The following is a 25,370-nucleotide window of genomic DNA, read 5'->3' as shown; positions in this document are numbered from 1 at the left end:
CTCTTAGCAAGACATGAAGCAATCACTTAGATACATCATACGCCTTGGCCTCCTGCTCCTCCTTGCCCTTCCCCTCAGTGCTCTGGCACAACAAGCGAGCCTGATCACGGGTAGTGTACGCAGTAGCCGTGGCGAAGCCTTAATAGGAGCTAGCGTGCGCCTTGTGGGGACAACGCAAGGCACGCTGACGGACAGCGTAGGGAAGTTCACCATCACCGCCCGCATAGGAGATACTCTGCTCGTGAGTAGTGTGGGTATGCAAGCCAAGAAAGTGAAGATCCATAGCGCACGGCTCACCATTACCCTCGAGGAGGATAACAAGCTCATCGAGGATGTCGTGGTGACGGGCTATCAGAAGATCCGCAACCGAGTCTATACGGGTGCCGCCTCATCGGTGAAGATGCGAGACATCCACCTAGAGGGGACACAGGATATATCTCGTATGCTCGAAGGTCGTGTACCAGGCTTATCCATCCAGAGCATATCTGGTACATTCGGTGCTGCACCTCGTATCAATATCCGAGGTGGGGCATCTATACTAGGTAATGTACAACCTCTGTGGGTAATCGACGGAGCGGTCTATGAAGACCTCGTACACCTTAGCCTCGATCAGCTAGCATCGGGAGACGCAGCGACGCTCATCAGTTCGGCTGTCTCAGGGCTCAACGCCTCCGATATACAAGATATACAGGTGCTTAAGGATGCTTCTGCTACCTCTATATATGGAGCACGCGCACTCAACGGCGTGATCGTCGTGACGACTAAGTCTGGACGTAGGGATACACCTCTGAGGGTAAGCTATGCCACGGAGAATACTATGCGCCTCAGACCCAGCTATAGCCAGTATGACCTATTGAACTCACAAGAGACGATGGGTATCTATGAGGAGATGCGGGAAAAGGGCTACTTCAGTCTCGCCAGCTCACTCTACGGCCGTCGTGGTGGGGTATACCATCTACTCAATAGGGCGCTCTCCGAGTACGATCCCGAGACGGGGACCTATAAGCTGGAGAACACACCAGGGGCACGTAGATCCTTCCTCGAGCAGCACGAGCGAGCCAATACCGATTGGTTCAGCGGGCTCTTCCGTCTGACACCTACGACGAGCCATACCGTGAGCTTCAGTGCGGGTGGACGGAGTAGTGCCACCTATGCTTCGCTGGGCTTCTTCTATGACGGAGGCTGGACAGTATCAGATCGGGTACAGCGCATCACGGCCAACCTCAAGAATACCTTCTACCTCGGAGAACGCCTGCAGGTCACACTATCCGCTCAGGGGAACATCCGCTCTCAGAATGCGCCTGGCACCCTGCCTCAGCGCAAGAATACTACGCTGGGGCTCTTCGAGAGAGACTTCGACATCAACCCCTTTAGCTATGCTCTGGGCACAAGCCGTACGCTCCTACCATCTGAGCGGTACCGCAACAACTGGGCACCTTTCAACATCCATCAGGAATACCACTCCAACCATATGGAGATCGGGGTGCTCGACTTCAAGGCTCAAGCTGAAGCCAGCTACAAGGTCCGACCGCATCTTGAAGCCCGTGCCCTCGTCTCCACCCGACAGGCTTACACCTCTATGGCCCACGAGATCACGGAGCGATCGAACCAAGTCCTTGCCTACCGAGCTATGGAGACTCCTGAGGTCGCCTCGGCCAACATCTACCTGCTACGTGACCCCGAGCATCCCGAGCGCCGTCCCGAGGTTGCCCTGCCTCATGGGGGGATACTTAAGAAGGATGAGACGAGCCTGAAGAGCTATCTCATGCGTCTGGCTCTGGACTATGACCGCCATATCGGCCCCCATGATATCAAGGCCTTTGGCTTCACTGAAATCCGCTATGCCGACCGCTCGCATACTCCCTTCACCGGCTACGGTGTGCAGTACGATCGTGGTGGGCAGATCAATACCGATCCTCGCATATTCAGTAAGCTACTTCGTGAGGGGGAGGATTACTTCGCTTACTCTAGACGTTATGACCGAGGAGTGACGTTCTCTGCGAGCACTACCTATGGCTACGACGGGCGATATATCCTCAATGCCCTGATCAACATGGAAGGGTCAAATGCTTCGGGGCGCAACGCTCGTACCCAATGGCTTCCCACGTGGAATGTAGGGGGGAAGTGGAACGTCGACCGAGAAGCCTTCTTCCATCCCTCTTCCCTACTCTCCCGCCTAGCTGTGCGCATGAGCTACGGACTCACCGCCAAGATGAACGAGGAAGCTGTCAATGCCAACTCAGTCTACCAAGGTGGAACGACCTCGCCTCGACGCTATCAGGACCGAGAGAATGCCCTACGCATTCGCCACCTAGAGAACCGTGACCTCACTTGGGAAAAGATGTACGAGCTCAACCTGGGCCTCGAGACCGCTTGGGCTGGTGACCGTGTACGGGCTACGGTGGACCTCTACCAGCGTAATGCCTTTGACCTCATCGACCTAGTCCGTACCTCTGGTATCGGGGGGCAGTACTACAAGTATGCCAACTTCGGGGATATGCGCACCCAAGGGATCGAGCTCTCACTCAGCACGACGAACATAGAGACGAAGGAGCTCTCATGGAGCAGTAGCCTTACCCTCAGCCTCATGAACCAGAAGATCACAAGACTGCGTAATACGCCCAACGCCCTAGACATGGTCGCTGGACGTGGTCGGGGCAACCTCGTAGGCTACCCCAAGGGTTCGCTCTTCTCCTACAACTTCCAAGGGCTCAATAGTCACGGGCTTCCCACCTTTGACTTTGGACTCTATCCCACCAATCATGGTGAGGATGCCAACGTCTACAGTGCGGACTTCAGTGATACCCAGTACACCAAGAGCTACCTCACCTATCACGGGCCTATCGAGCCTCAGGTCATCGGTGGGCTATCGAACACCCTGCGCTACGGTCTCTGGGATCTCACCCTATTCATCACGGCGCAGGCGGGCAATAAGATCCGACTCAACCCCACCTTTGACCCCACCTTCGCTGACCTCAATGTCTTCTCTGGAGAATACCGCAATCGTTGGATGAATCCTGGGGACGAACAGCATACCGATGTCCCTACCATCCCTTCGCAGGATCTAATCAATGCGGTGGGTAGGGAGAATATTGAGCGTGCCTATAGCACCTACAACTACTCCCAGCTACGAGTCGCCGATGGTAGCTTCGTACGTCTGAAGCATGTCTCGCTGGGCTATCGGGTCTCCGAGGCCTTCGCTAAGAAGCTTCGTTTACACTCAGCTAAGCTACAGCTTAGCCTGACGAACCCCTTCCTCATCTACTCCGACAAGCGTCTACGTGGACAGGACCCAGAGTATTATCGTGCAGGGGGGGTATCTCTACCCACTCCTAGACAGTACACGCTCTCGCTACAGATAGGATTTTAAGACAGGGGTATCGACCCTGCCGTAGGTACACCTTGGGACTTCCAATAGAAACTCTTCAGAGGCAACAATAGAAACTCCCCTGAGGCAGCAATAGTACCTATCGAGAGGTTACAAACGAACCTCAAGCAGGGTCTGCCTTCTACTTCAAAGTACGTATAGACAACGATGATAAAGCGATCACTACTACTCGTCTCCTTAGCCCTCCTGCTCGGTGGCTGTCAGGGATACCTAGATAAGAACCCCGATGCCGCTCTAGACATCAGTATAGACACCGAGGACAAGCTCCAAGAGCTCCTCACGGGAGCCTACCCCACGGCTAGCTACATCCCCTTCCTAGAGCCCCGTACAGACAATGTAGAGGAGCGCGTCAATGGTATTCAGACCCGCCTAGGGGAGTCCATGTACCTCTGGGAGGATTACGACCAAGAGGATCTAGATACACCGCTGAGCTACTGGCGGGAATGCTACCGAGGAATTGCCCAAGCGAATAAGGTGCTGGAGCTTCTCTCGACCTTCCCCAAGAATGAGCGCACACGTGCTCTCTATGGCGAGGCTTTCCTCCTAAGAGCTTACCTGCATTTTATGCTCGTGAATATATGGGCAGAGCCCTACGGACGCTCTGCATCCAGCCCCGGCATACCCTATCTAACCAAGCCCGAGAAGCACGCCTTCGTGGACTACAAGAGAGGTACGGTCGAGGAGGTGTACACCTTGATCGAGCAAGACCTCAAGAGGGGGATCTCCCTCGTCTCTGACCGCTACTATCAGCAGCCGAAGTACCACTTCTCTAAGCGAGCAGCCTATGCCTTCGCCTCCCGCTTCTACCTCATGAAGGGGGACTGGAAGCAGTGCATCGCCTACGCCGACTACGTGCTAGGGCACGCCCCAGGGACGACGCTACGTCCGTGGATCAGCTATCAGGAACAGCTAGAGGGACGCAGGGAGCGACTGCACGAGATCTACTGCTCTCCCCAGACAGCGGCTAACCTGATGCTTGCCTCTACGGAGTCCCGTCTCTCCCGATCGATCGCCACCGATCGCTATGGGGCGACTGTGGGAATCGTAGACAAGATCTTCAAGCGAAAGACCATCAAGGATGACGACCAATCGGGAGATGCGACCCTTATCTACCCCTTCGTCTTTGCCCCCGAGCCCTATCGTACGACACGCTACCTAGCTAAGTTCGATGAGCGAGCCACCCAGCAGGAGACCTCCGAGGTACACCCCCGAGGGCTAGCAGTGACCAATGTCCTCTTCACTACGGACGAAGTCCTACTCAATCGTATGGAAGCCTACACCATGCTAGGCGAGTATGATCGTGCCATCCTAGACCTCAAGGCCTACACCCTGAGCAAGCTCGGCTACGAGCCAGCTGTCCCAAATGATAGCTACACGCAGGGCTCTACCTCCGACTATGCGCTCTATGCTCCCTTCTATGGACTTACGGTTCGTCAGCTACCGATGATACGTACCATCCTGTATCTACGTCAGATGGAATTCTTCGAGGAGGGACTACGTTGGTTTGACCTGAGGCGATTCAATATCGAGGTCACACGTAGCTCCAAGAGCAGCTTCTACCGTCCCCTCAAGAAGGACGACCCGCGCCAGTGCCTCCAGCTCCCCACCGAAGCCATCACCGCTGGCCTAGAGCCCAATCCAAGGGAGGGCAACAACCATCGTATACGTCACTAAGCATCCCCCAACGATGATGAAACAATCCATATACCTCACCCTCACACTTGCCCTCGGCTTGACCCTAGCCTCTTGCTCGAAGAATCAGCTCAGTGAGCGGAGCGTCCTGCCTCCAGTGAGCGAGCAGCAGAGCGAGCTAGACCGCTGGTGTCAGGAGCACATTACTCGCCCCTACCAAGCCGAGGTTATCTATAGATGGGATCGCAACCATGCGGAGCGATCTACCCACACCTATCCCCCACGCCTCGAGCAAGTACGCCCCGTACTCGAAGCTCTGGAGGCAACAGTACTCAGCCTCTACCGAGACAAGCAGTTCTTCACCAGCAGAGACTTCCTCCCTGCCCATCCTCTACTGCGCATTTACCTCTACGGTGGTGCCAACAGAGACGGACAAGGCGTAGATCTGCTCTTCAATCGCAAGGCCCCCTCCATCGAGCTATACATATACAATGTAGACACCTTCTCCCCCACTAATCCCGTGGAGGTGTACCGCCTCGTCCGTAGTGCTCAGCACCAGATCGGCCGACATCTCATGACCATTCATCCCTACGACCATGACCGCTTCCTATCGTTGGGGCCAGACCGCTACAGCTCGACCACCGAGCCCTTCGCCGATGCCTATCGTAGCTATGAGAAGTCAGGGAGACTTAGAGAAGGTCTTGGCCTGAATAGGTACGCCTACAGCAGAGGCTTCTACTCCATCCTCGGGATGCTGGGTGCACGCGAAGACCTAGCAGAGATGTACAGCGTCACACTCACCGAGACCCCTGCTGCCATCACTCGGGCAGAGCAGGATGCTGCTATCCCTGATGACGCAGACGGCGACGAGGTGGCTAAGCGTCGCTATGCCGAGGAAGCCAAGATCGCTCATGAGTCCTTCGTCCAGAAGCGAGCTTTCCTCTCCAAGTACATTGAGGAGGCTTGGCGCATACCTCTTCAACGCCTCCAGCTACAGAGCCTCCAGCTCATGAACCAGTATCTCGACAAGCATCATGCGACACAGCCTTAGCCTCACCTTCGCCCTAGCGGCAAGCATCCTACTAGGGGCATGCTCTAAGGATGATCAAGTCTTCCCCAATACCCCTACCGAGCGAAGCCTTGCACGACAAGACTCGCTAAGGGAGGTATTAGTCTCCGCTCCTCAGGGGTGGGAAGTCCTTTATTTCCCGAAGACAGATTCCCTGCTCTTTACCAACCCGAAGGAGGAGATCAACCAGCATAAGTTCCCCAACCAACTCGGTTACGGAGGCTTTTACTATCAGATGACCTTCCACAGAGATGGTACTCTTGAGCTACAAGGGGACTACACCGATGGCTCTGCCAAGGCTGTCCAAAAGTCTACCTACGAACTTGGTCAGGCTGGCTATACTCGCCTAAGCTTCACGACCGGTAGTTACCTCACCGAGCTGATCGGGGAGCGCTACGAGGGGGAGCTAGACTTCCTCTTCCGAGGGACAGACGCTGATGGGCAACTGATCTTCGAGAGCCCTCGTACGACGAAGCCTGCATGCTCCTACTTCATCCTCCGTAGGATCGCCAAGGACGTAGACCGCTCAGCTCGCCTTGAGAGAGCCGAAGGACACCGCATAGCCTTTGAGCAAATGCGCAACCCTCAGATACGTATCCATCAGGGAGGACGTACGCTCTTCCTGAGCAACTACATAATGAAGTATAGCACGAGGAACGAACTCACCTCCTACGGACGCAACCTCGTCGCCCAGCGGTACGCACTCTTCACAGCTGTTAGCCGCAAAGCCTTGATCCCCGATGGACCTCCCCAAGCGATCGTTGGGCTAGGATCAGGCTATGTGGGTACCCCCGAGGGGCTCACCTTCCTCACAGGTATCCGTTATAGTTCGAAGTACATCTTCTCAGACTTTGAGCGCAAGGGAGATCGCTTCTTTGCCGAACTTGTCGAGGTGTACGATGCTCCCTACCGCACGAGACGTTTAGTGAGCCGTCACCTTCACCCCGAGGGGGTAGAGACTGGCATCATCGCCGAGCTCTACGATGATCCCGATGCCACTCATGATTACTATTAATGCGATCACCACGATGAATAGACTTCTGCAGAGCCTCGTAGGGCTCACAGCTCTCGCCCTCGTAGGGTGCAAGCACACCCCAGTGGACTATCCCACGGAGGACTATGATAAGCTCTTCCCCTTCCGTGGGGTAGAGCGTCCAGACGGTCGCTATGAAGATATGACGATCCTCTCGGGCAACCCCGAGACGACTCCCAGCACCTTCGTCTATCCAGGGGTGACGCTTCCTGGCACACCTCGCACCTATAGAGTCACCTTGACCTACTCCTTCAGCGAACCTGCGGATCTCCATCAAGGAGGCTTGCGCAAGCAGAGCGAAGTGCGCTCACGCTGTGTCGTTCGCTATGTCGGAGCAGACAAGATGCTGCATGAGCTAGGGACGGAGAAGACCCTCCAGAGCCCCAGCTTGATCCCCAACGACGGGAAGCAGCATACCCAGACGCTGACGCTTAGCTCTGGCCAGCCCCTTTTCCTCCTAGTCAATGGCACAGCTGCCCGTGGCTCCACGATCCACGTCTCCCTAGAAGCTGTCTCGACTGATGGCATCTTCGCCACACCAGTACTAGAGACACGTCAGACACAGAACTACGATGAGGGTGAGGCACGCTTGCCTGCTCCCTTCTGCAAGTACATTATACTTCCTTAGTGCAAATGAAGCCTTATACCTCAAGCCGCTCTTGGGCGCTCCTCTTGGCACTCACCACGCTTACCCCAGCCTGCTCACGCTGGGAGGGGGAGGTGGTCGAGAGCCAGTACCAGGCTCCACTCGTCCCTGATCCCACCTACACGTTTCAGCGTCAGGGGACGAGCAGTGTAGACCTACTCCTACCTCAGCAGGCAGCTTCTGCCTCTGAGACGCTTTACTCACGATTCCTTCGCACAGCCTATATCCTCAATGGCGCACGTTGGCAGGAGCTCAAGCAACTCTTTGCCCAAGGGGGGAACAATGAGATCGCCCTAGAGCCCCTCATCGCTTCCTCCGCTCAGCAGAGTAAGTATCGCTCGGTGATCCTATCGGACTTCGCCCAGATCCTAGACGATGTACGCAGGGCTGCTGGCTATGATGGAGACACGTATGCTACCGAGCGGTACAACCGCAGAGCCAGCGCTGGACAAACGGGATTCATCGGCTACAACCAAGGGGACAACGATCGCTTCTTCGTCACTGCCGATGGCTTTGCTCCTTCGGAGCTTTACCGAGGGATGACCTTAGGTGCCGTGTACCTAGATAAGGCTCTTGGGGAATACCTCGACGAGAAGTTCCTCACCGACAAGACGCTTATCCAAGCGCACGAAGCCCCACAGCTAGTCCCAGGGCACAGCTATACGGCGCTGGAGCATACATGGGATCTGGCCTACGGCTACTACCTACAAGCCCAGAAGCTCCTCCAGTCCAACAGCCTCACGGGACTACGAGGATCGGAGACTAAGCTCTTCAATGCCTTTGCCCTTGGTCGCCTCGCTATCACCGAGTACCGCTACGAGGAGGCCCTATCACACCTGCGTAACATCCGTGGGCTACTGGCGCAGGCAGTCGCTGCCCGAGCCCTAGAGGAGCTCGTGGGACGGAACACCCTAGCCAACCTCAACGAACGCCCCGAAGATGCCTTCCGCTTCGTCTCACGGGGTGTCGGCTACCTCTACGCTCTACAGTTCACTCGTCGCCCCAGTGGTGAGCCCTACCTTTCGCACGAAGAGGTCAAGCGTCTCATCGCTTCCCTCCGAGCAGGCGAAGGGCTGTGGGAGAGCTCGCTCAGGGAGCGCCTAGACGAGGTCGCTCGCAGTATCTCCTCGACCTTTGCCCTTAGCCTTCCCTCCAAGGGCTAAGCGCTCCTCCCCAAGAATACTAGATAATGACGCTATCGCAAGACAATGCTACAGAATAGACTCAGACAAGCTACCCTAGCTCTGGTACTCCTGCTTGGATCTACCAGCCTATGGGGGCAAATGAACCGCAATAGACCTACGACTCGTCCTGAGACTGTAGGGGCAAGTATCTTACCCAATGGAGGGCTCGAGGATCCTGCGGCTACCGCCCTTCCTCCCAAACCCGATCGCCCAAGTGACTACCCCGAGGAATGTATCCCAAGGACACCGGACGATGTCTTCTACGAGGACGAGGAAGAGAAGGAGGGCGGTATCTACGAGAAGATCATAGAGTACGGCGACGAGCACGGCATCACCTACACGGAAGAGCAGATCGCCCGCTTCAAAGCCTACGTCGATGCCTATGTCGCCTACCTCAAGGCCCTACAGTCATTTGAGAAGGCTCGCCCCACAGGCTGGTGGCTCTATCCCTCGCACAGCACGACATCCAGCAACCAGTTTGCCCGCACCTTCACCGAGGCGCATGGTGGGAGGGCGGCGATGAGGATCTCCGGCTACTTCAGCGTTGATCACCAGATATACACCTATCCCGATCCTCTCCTCGTCCGACAGAAGGCTAAGTACCTAGTCTCTTACTGGTACCGAGGCAACCTCCCCAAGTCCGACGAAGGAGCCAATCGCCTGGCTGCCAAGCTCGCTGTCGTCCGGGTCACCTGGATCCCCAAGGCGGGTAAGGCGCTCAAGCTCGAAGGGAAGGAACTCGCTCCCGCAGGGAAGTCTTGGGTAGACGCTCGGGAGGCGGGGAAGGAGCACGCCAAGGACGGCTTCTTCAATCAGCTCATCGGCATGGATCTTAGAGGGAGCGAGATGAAGACGTGGAGAGAGAAGTACATGGTCGTCGAAGCCCCCGAGAACGCAGAGAAGATGACCTTCGAGCTGGTATTCCCACGCAACGAGAGCGACATCGCTAACTACCTCCTCGAGTTTGACGATATCTCCATGACCGTGATCAAGGGGGCCGAAGGAGAGGACGAGCCTCAGAAGCCCAAGCCCAACGTACTTGCTCCTCCGACGCGACTTCCCCAGCCTTATCTCCAGCGGGAGTGCAACCTCACCTGGACCGCTAGCGAACTGCAGGGCGCTACCTACGAACTCGAGCTGGTACAGAAGCGAGGGAAGAACGTCCTCAGCACGAAGACGCTCTCCACGGACAAGACCTCCTTCTTCCTCGAAGGGCTCGAGCCAGGCTACACCTACACGGTGCGCCTAAGAGCGCTAGCCTATGGGGAGTACTCCGATTACTCGCTCCCGCTCACCCTCGAGACGCAGGGGCTTGGGGAATTCCCAGGTGGGGAAATCCCCTTCCTCTACTGGATCGCAGAAGATGGCTCTTGTCCGCAGCGTCTACCGCTTCACTACATGGAGCTACGGAATCCCGAGGCGAAGTGCCTCTATTATATTGACGATGTGCTGACCGAGCCCGAAGGGCGCATCCTCGTCTTCCCCTCCACGGGCGAACATTCGCTCCGTGTACAGATCGTAGAGGCTCCCGAGCGCACTTGGGAGCTGGAGTACCTCGTCACCGTCAAGTAAAGCCTCCGATGAAAAAGATTCTATTCCTACTTAGCCTCGTGCTCCTTGTCGCCTCTTGTCGCAAGGAGAGCGACCGTCCGATCCTCCCGCTACGTCTCGGCGAGGAGGATGCCAAGGAGCTCCAGCTTACCCAGTCTGAGACACGGATGCTCCTACTGAAGGGTGGCGACGGGAAGTACACCGCCACCATCGAAGATGCCCGCATCGCTTCCTCAAGCATTAGCCGAGACACGCTTCGGGTCTCGGGGCTACTCTACGGCGAGACCTCGCTCACGCTGCGCTCCCACGACGAAGTTCGTCGGGTGCGGGTGCTGGTCGTCCCTCCTCCCTTCGCTTCGAATGAAGATGTCGTGACGCTCCGTCCGGGCGACGACGTGCAGACGCTTAGCCTCTCGGGGGGAGGCGCACGTGCGAGCCTCAAGGTTGAAGACCCCGAGAAGGCGGCGGACATCGTCTGGCAAGCCGAGACGGGTCTGGTCAAGATCAAGGCCAAGTACGAGGGGGACATCAAGCTGATCGCCACCAGCGAGGACCGCAAGACGACCAAGGAGATCCTCGTCAAGGTCCGCTGCGCCGGATCGGCCGACCGCTTCGGGGTCTACATGACCAATTCCCGCCAACTGAGCCAGCTCTTCCCCTGCAGGATCATGGCCCGGCTCAAGGGGAAGTACGTACGTTTCAGCGAGAGCAGCATCCCAGTGCTGCGCACGAAGAAGGGCTTGACCCCCGAGTCGCGAGTCAACCGAGTGCTCACGCTCACCCCCGAGATCGTCGCCCCCGTAGTTGGCGAGGCCCGCAAGGTGAAGATCGACTGGCTGGATGCGAGCATCTTCTACAAGGAACATCCGCTCAAGCGTGAGGGAGAATATACCCTCTACGTCGAGGAAGTAAGGGATCGCCAAGTCGTACTCCGAGGGCGAGGCTTCAAGATCGTCGCCCCTTACCGCAAGGACTAGCCCCTTCGCATCCAGCCTTGCCGCTGGATCTTTCCCCACGAACAAGCCCCTCGCCTAGCGCCGATGCTGCTAGGCGAGGGGCTTTGTTTTTCTCTCCGCCTCTGCTCGAAAGCGGGCGTTCTCCGAGGGGCAAGGGAAGTTTCTTTAGCTCAAAGGGGAAGCTCTTCCCGCAAGGAAAGGAATCGCTCTGCGGAAGAAAATTTGCTTCCTTCCGCAGAGCGAAAAAATTGCATGCGCACGAAAATTTATTTTTGTGCGCACGGAATTTGAGCACTTTATCCAAACGCTCCTTTCCCCATGTCCTTTGCCTTCTTTTTCCCTTGCGAATTGCGCTCCGATCCCAAGGGGGCTACCTTGGGGTGCTTGCCCTCCAGCGGAAAGCCCTTCAGTCCATCGGGGGATATTGCCCTATAAGCCGTATCTTTGCATTCCACAAGGGCTTGGTGGGTCGCATCCCACTCTCAAGGGGCGAGCCTTCCAACGAATCAACGACAACGATGCTAAAATTCGATATCCATAAGACTTGTACTAAGACTGCCGCGCGCGCTGGGCGTATAGAGACCGACCACGGGGAGATCCCTACCCCGATCTTCATGCCCGTAGGGACGGTCGGCTCGGTGAAGGCTGTCCACATGCCCGAGCTGAGCGATGACATCCACGCACAGATCATCCTCGGCAATACGTACCACCTCTACCTGCGCCCAGGGCTCGATACCCTGTACAAGGCAGGCGGGCTGCATAAGTTCAATAGCTGGTCGGGCTCGATCCTTACCGACAGCGGGGGCTATCAGGTCTTCAGCTTGGCGCATCGCCGTAAGATCACGGAGGAAGGGGTGACCTTCCGCTCACACATCGACGGATCGAAGCACCTCTTCACCCCCGAGCGTGTGATGGATATCGAGCGTATCATCGGTGCGGATATCATCATGGCTTTCGACGAATGTTGCCCTGGCGATGCGGACTTCCACTATGCGAAGAAGTCGCTGGCGCTCACCGAAGACTGGCTGCGCCGCTGTGTGAAGCGTGTCAATGAGACCGATCCACACTACGGCTATCATCAGAGCCTCTTCCCCATCGTGCAGGGCTGTGTCTATCCCGAGCTGCGTATGCGAGCTGCCGAATTCGTGGCTTCGCTCGGTGCTGAAGGGAATGCCATCGGTGGCCTTGCCGTCGGTGAGCCCACGGAAAAGATGTACGAGATGGTCGAGCTGACCAATAGCATCCTCCCCAAAGACAAGCCCCGCTACCTGATGGGTGTCGGTACGCCGATCAACCTGCTGGAGAATATTGCCCGCGGTGTCGATATGTTCGACTGCATCATGCCTACCCGCAACGGGCGCAACGGCCAGCTCTTCACGAGCTACGGCACGATCAATATCCGCAACGCGAAGTGGGCACAGGAGTTCAGCCCCATTGATCCCGAGGGTACGTCCTTCGTCGACAAGCAGTACAGCTTGGCTTACCTGCACCATCTCATCCGCGCTGACGAGATCCTTGGGCTACAGATCGCCTCGATACACAACCTCGCCTTCTACCTGCGTTTGGTACGTGAGGCCCGTGAGCATATCCTCGCAGGAGACTTCTCCGAGTGGAAGGATAAGATGGTGCGTCAGCTCAACAATCGCCTCTAAGCCCACCCGAGTACGTCATGAGTACCACTCTCCACGAAGCAGAAGAGCTCCAGCAGGAGCCGATCACCGATCAGGTAGATCAGACCGAAGCGCCCGAGCGTAGGACGCCTCCGCCCGTGATGAAGAAGCCGTACCGCCCTTGGCTGGGGCGGGTGGACTGGTACATCATACGTACCTTCATCTCTACGTTCCTCTTCTCCATCGGCTTGATCCTCGCGGTCGCAGTGGTCTTCGACGTCAATGATAAGATCACGGACTTCCTCAAGCCAGAGGTGCCGCTCTCGGGGATCCTCTTCCGCTACTACCTCAACTTCATCCCCTACTACGCGAACCTCTTCAGTCCGCTCTTCGTCTTCATCTCGGTGATCTTCTTCACCTCGAAGCTGGCAGCGAACTCCGAGATCATCGCGATGCTTGCCAGTGGGATGAGCTTCCGCCGTCTGCTCCGCCCGTATATGGTCTCTGCGACGCTCATCGCGCTCTCGACCTACGTGCTCAACGGCTTCATCATCCCTTCGGGCAACCGTGTGCGTATCGACTTCGAGCAGACCTATCTCAAGTCCCGTCACGAGGTCTATACGAACAATATCCAGATCGCCATCGCGAAGGATACCTACCTCTATATCCGCGACTACGAGAGCCTGTCGAAGCGTGCCACGTCGCTCGCCGTAGATCAGTTCAAGGGGCAGAACCTCATCTCCCGCCTGACGGCTGATGAAGCGTACTACGATACGCTCGACCACTGGAAGCTAACGGACTTCCACATCCGTCGCTTCAAGGGCCTTGAGGCTACCGACACGATTGGCTATGGCTTGGATACGAATCTGCGTATCAGCCCTGCTGACTTCCTCGTCAATGAGAAGGACGCTGTGAAGATGCGCAACGACCAGCTCTCACGCTACATCGACCGTCAGAAGGAGCGTGGCGCAAGCAACACCCGCCTCTTCCAGACGGAGCTACACAATCGATATGCCGCGATCTTCTCCGCCTTCATCCTCACCTTCATCGGTGCAGTGCTCTCGGCGAAGAAGATGAAGAACGGTCTGGGGATCAACCTCGTCATTGGCTTCGCACTCTGTCTGGCGTACATCCTCGCCACCTCGCTCACTTCGCAGATCGCGAACGTCGGGCTGATGGCACCCTGGATAGCGGCGTGGATACCGAACGTGGCCTTCATCATCGCAGCCCTCTTGCTGTGGCGTAAGGCCCCCCAATAACTACGACTCATCATATGAAAGAAAAGATACAGCGCGCCGTCTCGATACAGAATCGCCGCGCACGCTTCGACTACGAGCTCCTCGATACCTATACGGCTGGGATGGTGCTCGTAGGTACGGAGATCAAGTCCCTTCGCCTGGGGAAGGCGAGCTTGGTCGATGCCTTCTGCTACTTCCACAACGGAGAGCTGTGGCTCAAGGGCGCCAACATCAGCGAGTACTTCTACGGCTCGTACAACAATCACGCGGCACGCCGTGACCGCAAGCTCCTCCTCAATCGCAAGGAGCTTCGCAAGCTCGAGGCTTATGTACAAAGCCCTGGTGTGACGATTGTCCCCGTGAAGATCTTCATCAATGATCGTGGGCTGGCGAAGGTCGTCATCGCCCCCGCTCGAGGGAAGAAGGTCTACGACAAGCGTGCCACGATGCGTGAGCGTGATGACCGCCGTGAGATGGACCGCGCTATGAAGCGCTAAGAATTGCCCTGACCTATGCAGAAGATATATGACTTCATCGCCCAGCGCCCCTCGGGTGAACTGGTGCGTCTCTCACAGTTCGCAGGCAAGGTCCTCTTGATCGTCAATACGGCGAGCAAGTGCGGCTTCACGCCTCAGTTCGCAGGCCTCGAAGAGCTCTATCAGCGCTATCGTGATTGTGGGCTGGTGATCCTCGGATTCCCCTGCGGTCAGTTCCTCGGTCAAGAGCTTAGCACGGGCGAAGATGCAGCTTCCTTCTGCTCGCTCAACTACGGGGTCTCCTTCCCGATGATGAAGAAGGTACGCGTCAATGGCCGCTACGAAGACCCTATCTTCACCTACCTCAAGCGCGCTGCACCTGGTACACTCACCTCGTGCATTAAGTGGAACTTCACCAAGTTCCTCATCTCACGCGACGGTAGCCGTGTCCTGCGCTTCTCTCCGATGACTAAGCCAGAGAAGCTCGCTCCGCTCATCGAGCAGCTCCTGGCTGAGCAGCCCATAGACCTCGAGGACTAAGCCCCTCCTATCCTATAAGGCAGCCGCCCCCGCCACCCGTGCAATGCTTGCACTTCGGGTGGCGGGGGCGGCTGTTTTGCTTTACTTACTTGACGATCTCAGCTATCCAGCTGAAGAGCTCGTTCAGAGCATAGTCTCCGCTGTGGGGACGATTCCAAGGAAGCTTGAAGCTGACGTCCTTACCAGCATTTTCCAGCTTGGTCGCCAGATTAATGGCGATGGGGAAGGCGGTGTCGCGATCACGAGCGCCGTGGCGGATATACCAGTGGGGAGCTACGGAGCTCACACCATCACCGATGAAATACATCGGATTCAGCAGGCGAACATTCTCCTTCAGCTCTTCGGACAAGGTGCTGCCTGTCTTTGTAGCTGCCCATGCCGTGAAGTTGACGTCAGAGCCTTGGTCATTCCCAAACTCTCCATTCTCTCCACTTGCAGCGGCTCCATCCACCTTGTAGCTGTCGAAGGCAGGTACACCCTTGAGGGGCTGCGTACTCACGACATAGTTGAGATACTTATCCAGATCGAGGTCGGTGATATACTCCCCGACTTTCTTACCACCACCTCTCATCATGGGAGGCATGCCACCGGTCATCCCTGCGGGTCTTGCGCTCCCGACGCCCCCGTTGATAGGCGCCTGAATAGCAGCCTCGCTGCTGAACGTGAAGCCGAGAGAGTCGGCGATGTCTGCTCCCGCATCCTTAGCCTCCTGAGCACTGCGGATGATGATCTGCTTGATATAGTCGAGGTAGTTATCGGCATTGAGCGATGTGCCATCAGCCTTCTTCAGCCCGAGAGAGTTGATATAAGCAGGGAATTGTGCTGCCAACTCCGCCGTCAGAGCTCTCTTACTCTCGGAGAGACTCTTGCGACTATCCGTATTGCCATACAGCCATTCATAAGCCATGTCTGCATGGTCGAGATCCGTAATAGGGCAATAGCAGACGCTTGCAAAGACGTCATCACGCTCATCAGCTGCGCCCATTGCCTTGAGCAGGGGCTTGTACGCAGGGTTATTACCCGTGGCACCCATGAGGCTTGACATCGCACCACCTGCACTTGTACCATCGGTGATGATCTTCTCAGCATCGCCAGGTATCACGCTATCGAAGTGACGTAGGTAGCGAATAGCCGCCTTCAGGTCGAGCAGAGCCTTGGGCGCACGACCCGTATAGATGGTCTTCTTCCCCTTCTGCACCGTGGAGGTACGGCCACGGCTACCAGGGATGACGAGTACATAGCCCTCAGAGAGTGCACGACCGCTGGCATCCTCTGCCTGTGGGTCACCTGCTTGGCTTGGCATATAGCCCCCCACGTAGGTGCGGAGGAAGATAGGCGTTTGCTGGGTCGCTCCTTCGGGTACAAAGATGTTCATGTACTGGTAGGTGGGGTCCTCTATATTGGTGACAAAATAGAGCTTGGTGTAAGCCGTGTAGTTCACGACTTTGCCATCAGGCATAGTCAGTGAGGCCTTCACTCCGCTGTTAGGGTCAAACTGCAGAGCGTTCGCTGTAGGCTTCTTAGCTGCGTTCAAGTTCGTGGCAAGCATCATTCCGATGGCTGCGATGATTAGTTTCTTCATATTAAGCTCAAGAATAGTATTTAGTATTCACATTCTTCTCTTATCACTCCGCCCATACGCTTGTGCATAGGGAGAAGTGTGGAGTTCATTCGGCTGCATGCACGCCGTGGTTTCTACCAAAATCCTGTATGTATGACGTTCTCTCGAGGCGAAGGTTTAATTACCTCACAATTTTTTTCTGCTATCAGTCGTGAAGGAGGGCGTGAAGAGCGTAGCGAAAGCTACTTAGCTTCGTGAGCTTTCTTCCTTAGGTACGTGCAGTATTATACGCTTGAAGATGGATATTTATACGATAGAAGTTGCGAATTAATACGTATAAATCGGGCGATTAATACGTATTAATTGGCAAATTTATACGTATTAAATTTCGCTCTCAATCGTATAAGTCGTGGGTATCATACGTATTATCTCTCGCGATACTCCTTAGGAGATGTGGGTATCGAGCTTAGGAGTAAATGCCAAAGGGCGAATGAAAGGATGGGTAAGTCCTTTCATTCGCCCTTCGTAATGCCTGCGAGGCGAGTGGCTACTTAGAGGAAGAGGTCAGCGATGATGCCGTCGGAGACGAAGATACCTTCGGGAGTGAGGCGAAGGGTATCATCGCTCTGGGTGAGCTGACCTCGGTGGAGGTGTTCGCTTGCGGCTTGTATGAGTTCCCGTTTGGCACGCTCACCGAAGCGTGCCACATAGTCTCCGAGCGGGATGCCCCACTGCGTGCGAAGGCGGGTGAGGATGTACTCGTGCTGGAGCTCTTCGTCGCTGAGGTGCTCGGTCTCGTAGTCGCGCCTTCCCTCGAGGAGTGCACGGGTGTAGTGAGTGAGTGAGGCGATATTGTACGAGCGGGTACGTACGCCGTCGAAGCTATGTGCCGACGGGCCCAAGCCCAGGTAGGGGACGCCTTGCCAGTAGCCCGTGTTGTGCCGTGCGTAGCGGTCGGGGAGGGCGAAGTTCGATATCTCGTAGTGCTCGTAGCCCGCGGCCTTGAGCTCGGAGATAAGGAGCTCGAAGAAGCGTAGGCTGGCTTCTTCCGACACGGGCTGTACCTTGCCTCGCTCGACAAGGCGTGTGAGCGCCGTGCCTTCCTCATAGATGAGGTGGTAGGCAGAGAGGTGGGGGACGCCGAGCGAGAGGAAGGTGCGGATATTCGTGAGCCATCGCTCCTCGGTCTGACCGGGCAGGCCGTAGATGAGGTCCAGGCTGAGATTGTCGATGCCATGACGGCGTAGGGCTTCGACAGCGGCGAAGACTTGCTCGGCGCTATGACGGCGGTTGAGGAACGTCAGGTCGTCGGCGTGGAAGCTCTGCACGCCCATGCTGACGCGGTTGATAGGGAGCAAGCCGAGAGTCTGGGCGTACTCCTCCGTGACGTCATCGGGGTTGCATTCGATGGTTACCTCACCCGTGCCCGTCAGCGGGTAGAGCTCGGTGATGGTGTCAAAGATGCGGGTCAGCTCCTCAGGAGTGAGGAGCGAAGGTGTGCCGCCACCGAAGTAGATGTGGTCTATCAATGCGCCATCAGGGAGCTCCACACGGCGAAGGTGAAGCTCCCTGATGAGGGCGTCGAGGAAGTCTCGTCGGAGACGGCTCCCCGTCTGGGTGTAGAAGTCGCAGTACGAGCAGCGACTTGCACAGAAGGGGATATGGAGGTAGAGGTTCATGCTACTTCCCACCAGCCAGAGCCTTGAGGTCGGGAAGGCTGATAGTGAGTGCAGACGTGCAGGGGGTCGCTACGCCGAAGGTATTTACCGCTTCGACGCCGAACTCTATGGAGCTACTGCCATTGAAGTCCGATGCTACGAGCTTGCACTGTGGAGAGGTGAGGCGAGGGGCGAGGAGCGTCGCATGCTTTGCTCCGCTCTCATCGGTCGTGATGACCCAGAGGCGCCACGTCAGTGGAAGGTGCTTCGGTGCCTCGGGCTGCTGCCACGAGAGGACGACTTCGCCACGCCCTGCAGGCTTGAGAGCCAGCTCGGTAGGTGCTGCGGCTTGGAATGCCTTCCCACGAGCGAAGGCAAGGGGGAGAGCTGTCGGACGGAAGGCTTCGGCGATGATGCGGCGTGTCGCTGGGAAGCGTGCTCCCGTATGCACTTCGCGGAAGAAGCATACGCCAGAGAGACCGACTTCGCGCTCCTCTGCGATCTGCTCCTCGATGACCGTCTCAGGCCAGCCCGTCTCCTCCACGCGGTAGGGTGCAAGCCCTGCCACGACGGGGATATAGCGTGCGACCTGCTCCTTCCATTCGCGGAGGAAGGGGCTGTAGAGGTCATCGCGGTAGTACATCATCGGGACGATGAAGTCAACGAGCCCTTCACGACCCCACGTCTCGGGATCTTGATGCACGGACTCGTAGGCCGTCCAGCCATGCGAGCGACCGAGGTCTGCGATCTTACGTAGCTTGCCCAGTGGCGCTACACTCACCAGTGCATGTGAGCCGATACTCTGGAGAGAGTCACGTACCTCGCGGAGCTGCTGGGTGAGGTTGTTGCGTCGCCAAGCTGACTTGCTTTCGTACTCCGAGCCATAGCGCATATAGGTGCCACCATCAGCGAACTGCTCCGCTCCCTCGGGGTAGCGGAAGTAGTCGAAGTGCACGCCATCGACGGGATAGCGTCGTACAAGATCAGTCGTCAGATGCGCGATGTACGAGCGTACCTCGGGACGTCCTGGATCGAGGTGATAGGAGCCCTTGTGAGGGATCGCCCAGCCTGGGTGATCCGTGAGGATGGGGTGGGGAGCTCGCTTGGAGGACGAGAGCGGATAGGTGACGAGCCAAGCATGGAGACTCAGTCCACGTGCGTGGCAAGCCTCGATAGCAAAGCGCACGGGATCGTAGTCTCCGAAGAAGCCTTCGCCAGCGAAGCGCGTGGAGAGGGGCTCGTAGTCGGAGGGGTAGATGACCGTACCACTGTGGCGGAGCTGGAGGAAGACCGTGTTGTAGCCATCGGCTTGCAGACGGTCAAGGATACGCAGGAGCGACTCCTTCTGGCGGCGCACGCCGTCGGGCGTGTCTGCCTTATCACGGGGCCAGTCGAGACCGTAGACCGTAGTGAGCCATACGCCGCGCATCTCCTCACGGATGGAGTCGCCTGTGGGGCGAGTCCAGTGCGTAGGAGCTTCTTCTACGGGAGCTGGTGTGGGAACGGGTATCTGCTCTGCGGGCTGCTCTACCACCTTGGGCTTACGCGTACCGCAACCTGCGAGGCTGAGGGCAAGCACAGCACCGCCGAGGAGTAGGAGTTTCTTTGCTGAGGTCATCCCTTAGTGGTAAGCGATATTGTCGATCAGGCGCACCTCTCCGCAGTAGACGGTGATGCAGCCATGAGGGGCAGGGCTATCGCTCCAGGATGCGATGGGCTGTAGGCTGTCGGTATCAACGATCTCGAAGTACTCGACACGTAGGGTAGGGACGGCATTGGTCTCACGGGTCACACGCTCGATGAGCTCGGCAGGTGTCAGCTCACGCGCCCAGCTACGGCTCTCAGAGAGGATGCGGTAGATGGCGGGAGCGGCTGCACGACCCTCAGGAGTGAGGCGCACATTGCGACTGCTGAGTGCCAGCCCATCGGCTTCGCGCACGATGGGGCAAGCGATGATCTCTACGGGGCTACCGATGAGACGGACCATAGCGCGGATGACGGAGATCTGCTGGAAGTCCTTCTCCCCGAAGTAAGCGCAGTCGGGGCGGACGATGTCGAAGAGGCGGGAGACGACCTGCATGACGCCATTGAAGTGGCCAGGGCGGAAGTGGCCTTCCATGACTTCGGCTACGGCGCCGACGTCGAAGGTGCGCTTATCCTCCTCGGGATAGATGGTGCTGACCTCAGGAGCGAAGAGCGCGCTGGTGCCGACCGAGGCGAGGAGTTCGCTGTCGGCTTCGAGTGTGCGGGGGTAGGTCTCGAGGTCTCGAGGATCGTTGAACTGTGTGGGATTCACGAAGACGCTGACGATGCAGCGGTCGCATTCGCTGAGAGCTCGCTTGACGAGGCTTAGGTGTCCAGCGTGAAGTGCCCCCATGGTGGGGACGAAGGCGATGCGATACCCTTGTGCACGCTCCGCCGCTACGAAGGCCTGGAGGTCTTCGATGCTCTTATATAAGTTCATTGCTATGAGTAGTAAGGTCTCGGTTTACTTCTTGCCGATGCTGCCCTGTGCAGCGAGGTATTCGGCGATCTGTACGGCATTCAGAGCTGCGCCCTTCTTGATCTGGTCACCGACGCACCAGAAGGTGAGGCCATTGGGTGTCGCCAGGTCCTTACGCAGACGACCTACGTAGACGGGGTCCTTCTCTGCGATGAAGAGTGGCATGGGATATACCTGATCCGAAGGGTCGTCCTGCAGGACTACACCAGGAGCCTTGCGGAAGGCTTCACGGACATCGTCCAGCGAGAGAGGCTTCTCCGTCTCTACCCAAATTGCTTCGGAGTGGGCGCGAGTCACGGGGACACGGACGCAGGTAGCGCTGACCTGCACATCGCTGTGCATGATCTTGCGCGTCTCGTGGTACATCTTCAGTTCCTCCTTCGTGTAGTCATCGTCACCGAAGACGTCGATCTGAGGGATGAGGTTGTAGGCGAGCTGGTAGGCGAACTTCTTCACCTCGGGCTCTTCGCCTCGTGCGATAGCCTTGATCTGGTCATCCAGCTCGGCCATACCACGGGCGCCTGCACCGCTGGCCGCCTGATAGGTGGCTACGTGGACACGGCGGATGTGGCTGAGACGCTCGATGGCGTTCAGGGCGACGACCATCTGGATGGTTGTGCAGTTGGGGTTGGCGATGATGCCACGGGGACGCACGAGGGCATCGGCAGCATTGACCTCAGGTACGACGAGAGGGACATCCTCCTGCATACGGAAGGCGCTGGAGTTGTCGATCATCACGGCGCCGTGCTTGGTGATCGTCTCTGCATACTCGAGGGATACACTCCCACCGGCCGAGACGAAGGCCACGTCAATATCCTTGAAGTCATCGCCGTGCTGGAGCAGGCGTATCGTATATTCCTTCCCACGGAAGGTGATCTTCTTCCCCGCGCTACGCTCGGAGGCGAACAGTTCTAATCGGTCAATTTTGAGGGAGCGCTCGCTGAGGACACGGAGGAACTCCTGTCCGACGGCTCCACTGACACCGACTATAGCTACATTCATTGGCTGAAGTTCGGTTTGTCTCTTTGTAAATACAATGGCCAGCAGCTATCCTGAGCGCTCTGCTCGGGTAGCTCCTGTCCGCTTATCGCTTGCAAAGATACGAAGAAGCAACCGACCCTAAGGCCCCGCACCGAAGGTGACACCGACGACTCTCGCAAGGAGTGCCCCCATAGAAGGGAAATTCGGTGGAAATAAAAGGCTGTTGAAGCATCCACCCGAGGAGGTGCTGTGAACCTATATTGGTCACCGAGCTGACCTATATAGCTTGACGTGATGACCTATATAGGTCGGATGAGCAACCAATATAGGTCAGCTCGGTGACCAATATAGGATGCTTCACCTGCCTTATGGAGGTTTCTTCCAAAGGGGATGAAGTAGGGGAGCTCTCTTAGCTTAGAGAAGGCTGGGGAAGAGGTGTTTGGCGGAGGTGTAGAGCTGCTCGCGAAGGGTGGATTCGTCTAGTGCAAGAGCTTCGGATGCCGCCTGATAGACGGCTTGGATGGATAGCTCAGGGGCGTCGTCTGTCTCTAAGAAGGCTTGTCCAGCCGCATAAGCTTCTCGCAGACTCTCGGGGCGGAAGTGCTCGCCGAAGCTAAGGTAGAGCCCAGCGCGTAGGAGCTGACGTGCTTGGTCAAGTCCGCCACGGAAGCCATGGATGATCCAGGGTTGCTTGGGCTGGAGCTCACGGCGAAGGCGAAGAAGTTCGTCTTGAGCGCGTACCAAGTGAAGGATGAGGGGAAGCTCCAGCTCTTCGCTAAGGAGGATCTGTGCGCGAAGGATGGGGAGCTGCTCGGCGAGAGTGGAGTGCTTCGTGGCTTTGTCTAAGCCCGCCTCACCTAAGGCAATGACGCGGGGAAGCTGGAGGGCTTTGCGGAGTAAGGGGAGGGATTCCTCTCGGAGCTCCTCCGCTCGCCATGGGTGGAGACCTACGCTGTAGTAGAGGGTGTCGTGGGAGGGGAGCTTATCCGCCTCAGCGAGGTAGCAGCTCAGTAGCTCTACGGTGTCGGGCGTGGAGCGTACGTGGTGAGTGTGCAGGTCGATATAGGGGGCGAGCTGCTCGATCATGGCGGAGATAGATGTCGCTAAGGTACGGGGTCGTAGCCACTACCACCCCAGGGGTGACAGCGCAGGATACGACGCACAGCGAGGTAGAGCCCCTTGAATGGCCCATACTTGCGAAGTGCCTCGATGGCATAGGTTGAGCAAGAGGGCGTGAAGCGGCACGAGGGGGGCGTGAGGGGCGAGATCGCTCCCTTGTAGAAGTAGATGGGGAGAAGAAGAAGCTTCGTCAGTAGGGCTTTGACGAAGTCGAGTACACGCTTCATGCTTCTTCGTTAGTTGGCTCTTCTGCCTTGGGCATCAGCTCCTCACAGATACGGGAGAGCGCCTTGTCCATACCGCGATTGACGTCGGCCTGTGTGGGGAGCTCCTTCGCCACAGAGAGGAGACCGAGGTGGATGTGCAGGCCCTGAGCTATGGCCAGATCAAGGAGACGGTGCTTGCGTAGACGGTAGCTCTCACGGATGAGTCGCTTGACGCGGTTGCGCTTATTGGCTCGACGGAAGTACTTCTTCGCCGCTACGGCGAGGATGGCACAGCTGGGCTCTTCACCCTCCCCGATAGGAGTCGCGTTCACTACGACCCGAAGTGGGTAGGCGATGAAGGCGTGACCCGAAGCAAAAAGGGCGTCTACATCTCGCTTGAGATGCAGACGCTCTTCTTTGCTAAGTGTATAGCGTAGGGGAGTGGTATTGAGATCTTCCACGATCAGCGAATGCTTCGCTCTCTGGAGAGCGGCCTACTTGTTCTTCTCCTTGAGGTACTGCTCGAGAGCCATCGCCATCGAGGGGGCACCATCGATAGGAGCGGAGAGATCCAGGCGCAGACCAGCCTGCTCAATAGCCTGGCACGTGGCGGGGCCAAAGCCCCCGATGAGGACCTTGCCCTGCTTATAGTCGCTGTGGTTAGCAAGCAGTGATGCCACACCTGCGGGGCTGAAGAAGATGATCATGTCATACTTCTCCTTCTTCTCGGCAGCGGTGAACTTCTTGCTGACGGTGCGATACATGATCGCCTTCGTGAACTGAAGCTTCTTGGACGTCAAGAGGTCGATGAGATCGTTCTTGTGATCCTCAGCCATAGGGAGGAAGTAGAGCTCCTTGCTGTGCTTCTGCATGATCGCTACCAGCTCAGCCTGCCCCCCAGCTTCGGGATAGAAGACCTTGCGCTTACGGTAGACGATGAACTTCTGGAGATAGTTCGCTACCTGCTCGTTAATGCAGAAGTACTTCATATCCTCGGGGATGGTGACACGAAGCTCTTCGCTGAGCTGGAAGAAGTGCTCCATAGCCTTGCGCGAGGTGAAGACTATCGCCGTATGATCAAGGATGTTCACCTTCTGATTGCGGAACTCACGTGGAGTCACCGACTCGACTTCGATGAATGCACGGAACGTAGCTTCGGCTCCGTAGCGCGCAGCGATATCATAGTAAGGGGACTTCCCCGACTCGGGTCGAGGCTGAGAGATTAGGATCGTCTTAATACTCATTGAAACGTAGTGGGAAGGAGGAGATCACCCCTCGAAAAGGAGATGCTCAGCCCTATAACGTAAAGGAAGGGAGCAATTTCGTGGGCGCAAAGGTACAAAAAAAGGAAGAGGAAGCCTGTAGAACCCTGTGTCAGACGGCGTATGACTTGTACTATGCCGAGTAGCTGAACCAGGAGTAAGACCCCTGCCGCAATGGCCCAAAGAGTGATCGTGGAGAGGGGCGCAAAGGTCAAGAGTGAGACCAGTGCCATCAGTAGAGCTCGCAGCCAATCTTGGAAGAAATAGTCTTGTGCCAAGAGGCCTCCAGAGAGATTGTCAAGCAGGATATAGCGCCAGAGCTTGAAGGAGAGCGACCGGATATAGAGGAAGAGGTACATCCCCACAAAGAGCGCTACCAGCGTGGTGAGGAGACCTATATAGTTCCCCTGCAGGATCAGCCCTTCGCGGCTCAGAAGCCTCAGGACCGTCAGCCCCGTCGAGAGGCTGCCTAAGACATAGACAAGGAAGCGGAAGAGTCCGTAGGAGACGAAGCGCGAGATATATACCGCCCCCGAGTCGGGGTTGGCTTGCCGACCTGCCTCCAGCGCCACACCGATGAGGCCTGGGGTGTAGACCCAGACAAGAAGGGTGAGTAGCCAGATGACAAGCTCGGTGATATAGCTGACGTTCGCCAGGGGCTCGAGGCGCACAAAGTCCATGCCTATTGTAGGGGATAACCGTAGCCTACCCATCGCTCCCACACGCTACCGAAGGAGCACGTGGGGACGATGGGGAG

22 protein-coding genes are annotated in these 25,370 nt (G+C 57.0%); 12 read left to right on the top strand and 10 right to left on the bottom strand.

The genetic code is table 11. The features are described from left to right. The first annotated feature begins 13 nt into the window (after positions 1-13). The 12 genes from HMPREF1323_RS01365 to HMPREF1323_RS01310 all read left to right on the top strand — a co-directional run bounded on the left by HMPREF1323_RS01365 (position 14) and on the right by HMPREF1323_RS01310 (position 15,323). Positions 14-3,370: a SusC/RagA family TonB-linked outer membrane protein gene (locus HMPREF1323_RS01365; protein ID WP_009432406.1), complete on the top strand. Its 3,357-nt coding sequence runs from the start codon at positions 14-16 to the stop codon at positions 3,368-3,370. A gap of 165 nt (positions 3,371-3,535) precedes the next feature. Continuing rightward, positions 3,536-5,062: a RagB/SusD family nutrient uptake outer membrane protein gene (locus HMPREF1323_RS01360; RefSeq protein ID WP_009432382.1), complete on the top strand. Its 1,527-nt coding sequence runs from the start codon at positions 3,536-3,538 to the stop codon at positions 5,060-5,062. A 16-nt stretch (positions 5,063-5,078) separates the two neighbouring features. Continuing rightward, positions 5,079-6,071, top strand: coding sequence for a putative zinc-binding metallopeptidase (locus tag HMPREF1323_RS01355; protein ID WP_232203974.1), 993 nt, complete (start codon positions 5,079-5,081; stop codon positions 6,069-6,071). Beyond that, entirely contained in the window at positions 6,055-7,104 is a 1,050-nt protein-coding gene (locus tag HMPREF1323_RS01350) for a DUF4302 domain-containing protein (RefSeq protein ID WP_009432342.1), read from the top strand. Before HMPREF1323_RS01355 ends, HMPREF1323_RS01350 begins: the two co-directional genes overlap by 17 nt. Then, on the top strand, positions 7,091-7,750 hold the full coding sequence (locus HMPREF1323_RS01345; RefSeq protein WP_156795166.1) for a hypothetical protein: 660 nt from the start codon (positions 7,091-7,093) through the stop codon (positions 7,748-7,750). The genes HMPREF1323_RS01350 and HMPREF1323_RS01345 overlap by 14 nt, the downstream gene beginning before the upstream one ends. Positions 7,751-7,755: 5 nt before the next feature. After that, a complete protein-coding gene (locus tag HMPREF1323_RS01340) occupies positions 7,756-8,931 on the top strand; it encodes a DUF4856 domain-containing protein (protein ID WP_009432395.1) in 1,176 nt (391 codons plus the stop codon). 45 nt (positions 8,932-8,976) lie between these two features. Continuing rightward, positions 8,977-10,524 (top strand): fibronectin type III domain-containing protein, encoded by a 1,548-nt coding sequence (locus tag HMPREF1323_RS01335; protein WP_009432369.1) that lies wholly within the window; start codon positions 8,977-8,979, stop codon positions 10,522-10,524. An 8-nt stretch (positions 10,525-10,532) separates the two neighbouring features. Next, the gene (locus tag HMPREF1323_RS01330; RefSeq protein ID WP_009432381.1) at positions 10,533-11,480 is read left to right on the top strand and encodes a hypothetical protein; all 948 of its coding nucleotides are present in this window, start codon (positions 10,533-10,535) and stop codon (positions 11,478-11,480) included. Positions 11,481-11,977: 497 nt separating this feature from the next. Beyond that, complete coding sequence (gene tgt, locus HMPREF1323_RS01325) at positions 11,978-13,111, top strand: tRNA guanosine(34) transglycosylase Tgt (RefSeq protein ID WP_009432363.1); 1,134 nt, start codon at positions 11,978-11,980, stop codon at positions 13,109-13,111. A gap of 119 nt (positions 13,112-13,230) precedes the next feature. Continuing rightward, positions 13,231-14,328: an LptF/LptG family permease gene (locus HMPREF1323_RS01320; protein WP_044114673.1), complete on the top strand. Its 1,098-nt coding sequence runs from the start codon at positions 13,231-13,233 to the stop codon at positions 14,326-14,328. Between the two features lie 14 nt (positions 14,329-14,342). Then, the gene (gene smpB, locus HMPREF1323_RS01315; RefSeq protein WP_009432326.1) at positions 14,343-14,804 is read left to right on the top strand and encodes an SsrA-binding protein SmpB; all 462 of its coding nucleotides are present in this window, start codon (positions 14,343-14,345) and stop codon (positions 14,802-14,804) included. A gap of 15 nt (positions 14,805-14,819) precedes the next feature. Continuing rightward, positions 14,820-15,323 (top strand): glutathione peroxidase, encoded by a 504-nt coding sequence (locus HMPREF1323_RS01310; protein WP_009432353.1) that lies wholly within the window; start codon positions 14,820-14,822, stop codon positions 15,321-15,323. A gap of 85 nt (positions 15,324-15,408) precedes the next feature. Here the strand turns inward: HMPREF1323_RS01310 and HMPREF1323_RS01305 are convergent, their stop codons facing one another. The 10 genes from HMPREF1323_RS01305 to HMPREF1323_RS01260 all read right to left on the bottom strand — a co-directional run bounded on the left by HMPREF1323_RS01305 (position 15,409) and on the right by HMPREF1323_RS01260 (position 25,293). Beyond that, positions 15,409-16,905: an alpha/beta hydrolase gene (locus tag HMPREF1323_RS01305; RefSeq protein ID WP_009432331.1), complete on the bottom strand. Its 1,497-nt coding sequence runs from the start codon at positions 16,903-16,905 to the stop codon at positions 15,409-15,411. Between the two features lie 530 nt (positions 16,906-17,435). Further along, positions 17,436-18,563: a radical SAM family heme chaperone HemW gene (gene hemW / locus HMPREF1323_RS01300; RefSeq protein WP_009432322.1), complete on the bottom strand. Its 1,128-nt coding sequence runs from the start codon at positions 18,561-18,563 to the stop codon at positions 17,436-17,438. Position 18,564: 1 nt separating this feature from the next. Next, positions 18,565-20,160, bottom strand: coding sequence for a glycoside hydrolase family 10 protein (locus HMPREF1323_RS01295; RefSeq protein WP_009432387.1), 1,596 nt, complete (start codon positions 20,158-20,160; stop codon positions 18,565-18,567). 3 nt (positions 20,161-20,163) lie between these two features. Beyond that, the gene (panC, locus tag HMPREF1323_RS01290) at positions 20,164-21,006 is read right to left on the bottom strand and encodes a pantoate--beta-alanine ligase (RefSeq protein WP_009432373.1); all 843 of its coding nucleotides are present in this window, start codon (positions 21,004-21,006) and stop codon (positions 20,164-20,166) included. Between the two features lie 24 nt (positions 21,007-21,030). Beyond that, a complete protein-coding gene (locus HMPREF1323_RS01285; protein WP_009432370.1) occupies positions 21,031-22,047 on the bottom strand; it encodes an aspartate-semialdehyde dehydrogenase in 1,017 nt (338 codons plus the stop codon). A gap of 393 nt (positions 22,048-22,440) precedes the next feature. Next, a complete protein-coding gene (locus HMPREF1323_RS01280; protein WP_009432349.1) occupies positions 22,441-23,112 on the bottom strand; it encodes a TatD family hydrolase in 672 nt (223 codons plus the stop codon). A gap of 17 nt (positions 23,113-23,129) precedes the next feature. Next, complete coding sequence (gene yidD / locus HMPREF1323_RS01275; protein WP_009432347.1) at positions 23,130-23,372, bottom strand: membrane protein insertion efficiency factor YidD; 243 nt, start codon at positions 23,370-23,372, stop codon at positions 23,130-23,132. Next, the gene (locus HMPREF1323_RS01270) at positions 23,369-23,812 is read right to left on the bottom strand and encodes a ribonuclease P protein component (RefSeq protein WP_009432329.1); all 444 of its coding nucleotides are present in this window, start codon (positions 23,810-23,812) and stop codon (positions 23,369-23,371) included. The genes yidD and HMPREF1323_RS01270 overlap by 4 nt, the downstream gene beginning before the upstream one ends. Before the next feature lie 33 nt (positions 23,813-23,845). Then, positions 23,846-24,595 (bottom strand): uroporphyrinogen-III synthase, encoded by a 750-nt coding sequence (locus tag HMPREF1323_RS01265; RefSeq protein WP_009432385.1) that lies wholly within the window; start codon positions 24,593-24,595, stop codon positions 23,846-23,848. Further along, on the bottom strand, positions 24,592-25,293 hold the full coding sequence (locus HMPREF1323_RS01260) for a DUF4271 domain-containing protein (RefSeq protein ID WP_009432386.1): 702 nt from the start codon (positions 25,291-25,293) through the stop codon (positions 24,592-24,594). Before HMPREF1323_RS01260 ends, HMPREF1323_RS01265 begins: the two co-directional genes overlap by 4 nt. Positions 25,294-25,370 lie beyond the last annotated feature (77 nt).

Source organism: Porphyromonas sp. oral taxon 279 str. F0450 (assembly GCF_000292995.1).
Lineage (GTDB): Bacteria > Bacteroidota > Bacteroidia > Bacteroidales > Porphyromonadaceae > Porphyromonas > Porphyromonas pasteri.
Note: the sequence above shows the minus strand (reverse complement) of the source record. Positions and strands in the feature narration are given on the sequence as shown.

Excerpts from the sequence above, each read along its gene's own strand:
- HMPREF1323_RS01365 (WP_009432406.1), top strand. The coding sequence starts at position 14 with ATGAAGCAATCACTTAGATACATCATACGCCTTGGCCTCCTGCTCCTC.
- HMPREF1323_RS01360 (WP_009432382.1), top strand. The coding sequence starts at position 3,536 with ATGATAAAGCGATCACTACTACTCGTCTCCTTAGCCCTCCTGCTCGGT.
- HMPREF1323_RS01355 (WP_232203974.1), top strand. The coding sequence starts at position 5,079 with ATGAAACAATCCATATACCTCACCCTCACACTTGCCCTCGGCTTGACC.
- HMPREF1323_RS01350 (WP_009432342.1), top strand. The coding sequence starts at position 6,055 with ATGCGACACAGCCTTAGCCTCACCTTCGCCCTAGCGGCAAGCATCCTA.
- HMPREF1323_RS01345 (WP_156795166.1), top strand. The coding sequence starts at position 7,091 with ATGATTACTATTAATGCGATCACCACGATGAATAGACTTCTGCAGAGC.
- HMPREF1323_RS01340 (WP_009432395.1), top strand. The coding sequence starts at position 7,756 with ATGAAGCCTTATACCTCAAGCCGCTCTTGGGCGCTCCTCTTGGCACTC.
- HMPREF1323_RS01335 (WP_009432369.1), top strand. The coding sequence starts at position 8,977 with ATGCTACAGAATAGACTCAGACAAGCTACCCTAGCTCTGGTACTCCTG.
- HMPREF1323_RS01330 (WP_009432381.1), top strand. The coding sequence starts at position 10,533 with ATGAAAAAGATTCTATTCCTACTTAGCCTCGTGCTCCTTGTCGCCTCT.
- tgt (WP_009432363.1), top strand. The coding sequence starts at position 11,978 with ATGCTAAAATTCGATATCCATAAGACTTGTACTAAGACTGCCGCGCGC.
- HMPREF1323_RS01320 (WP_044114673.1), top strand. The coding sequence starts at position 13,231 with ATGAAGAAGCCGTACCGCCCTTGGCTGGGGCGGGTGGACTGGTACATC.
- smpB (WP_009432326.1), top strand. The coding sequence starts at position 14,343 with ATGAAAGAAAAGATACAGCGCGCCGTCTCGATACAGAATCGCCGCGCA.
- HMPREF1323_RS01310 (WP_009432353.1), top strand. The coding sequence starts at position 14,820 with ATGCAGAAGATATATGACTTCATCGCCCAGCGCCCCTCGGGTGAACTG.
- HMPREF1323_RS01305 (WP_009432331.1), bottom strand. The coding sequence starts at position 16,905 with ATGAAGAAACTAATCATCGCAGCCATCGGAATGATGCTTGCCACGAAC.
- hemW (WP_009432322.1), bottom strand. The coding sequence starts at position 18,563 with ATGAACCTCTACCTCCATATCCCCTTCTGTGCAAGTCGCTGCTCGTAC.
- HMPREF1323_RS01295 (WP_009432387.1), bottom strand. The coding sequence starts at position 20,160 with ATGACCTCAGCAAAGAAACTCCTACTCCTCGGCGGTGCTGTGCTTGCC.
- panC (WP_009432373.1), bottom strand. The coding sequence starts at position 21,006 with ATGAACTTATATAAGAGCATCGAAGACCTCCAGGCCTTCGTAGCGGCG.
- HMPREF1323_RS01285 (WP_009432370.1), bottom strand. The coding sequence starts at position 22,047 with ATGAATGTAGCTATAGTCGGTGTCAGTGGAGCCGTCGGACAGGAGTTC.
- HMPREF1323_RS01280 (WP_009432349.1), bottom strand. The coding sequence starts at position 23,112 with ATGATCGAGCAGCTCGCCCCCTATATCGACCTGCACACTCACCACGTA.
- yidD (WP_009432347.1), bottom strand. The coding sequence starts at position 23,372 with ATGAAGCGTGTACTCGACTTCGTCAAAGCCCTACTGACGAAGCTTCTT.
- HMPREF1323_RS01265 (WP_009432385.1), bottom strand. The coding sequence starts at position 24,595 with ATGAGTATTAAGACGATCCTAATCTCTCAGCCTCGACCCGAGTCGGGG.
- HMPREF1323_RS01260 (WP_009432386.1), bottom strand. The coding sequence starts at position 25,293 with ATGGACTTTGTGCGCCTCGAGCCCCTGGCGAACGTCAGCTATATCACC.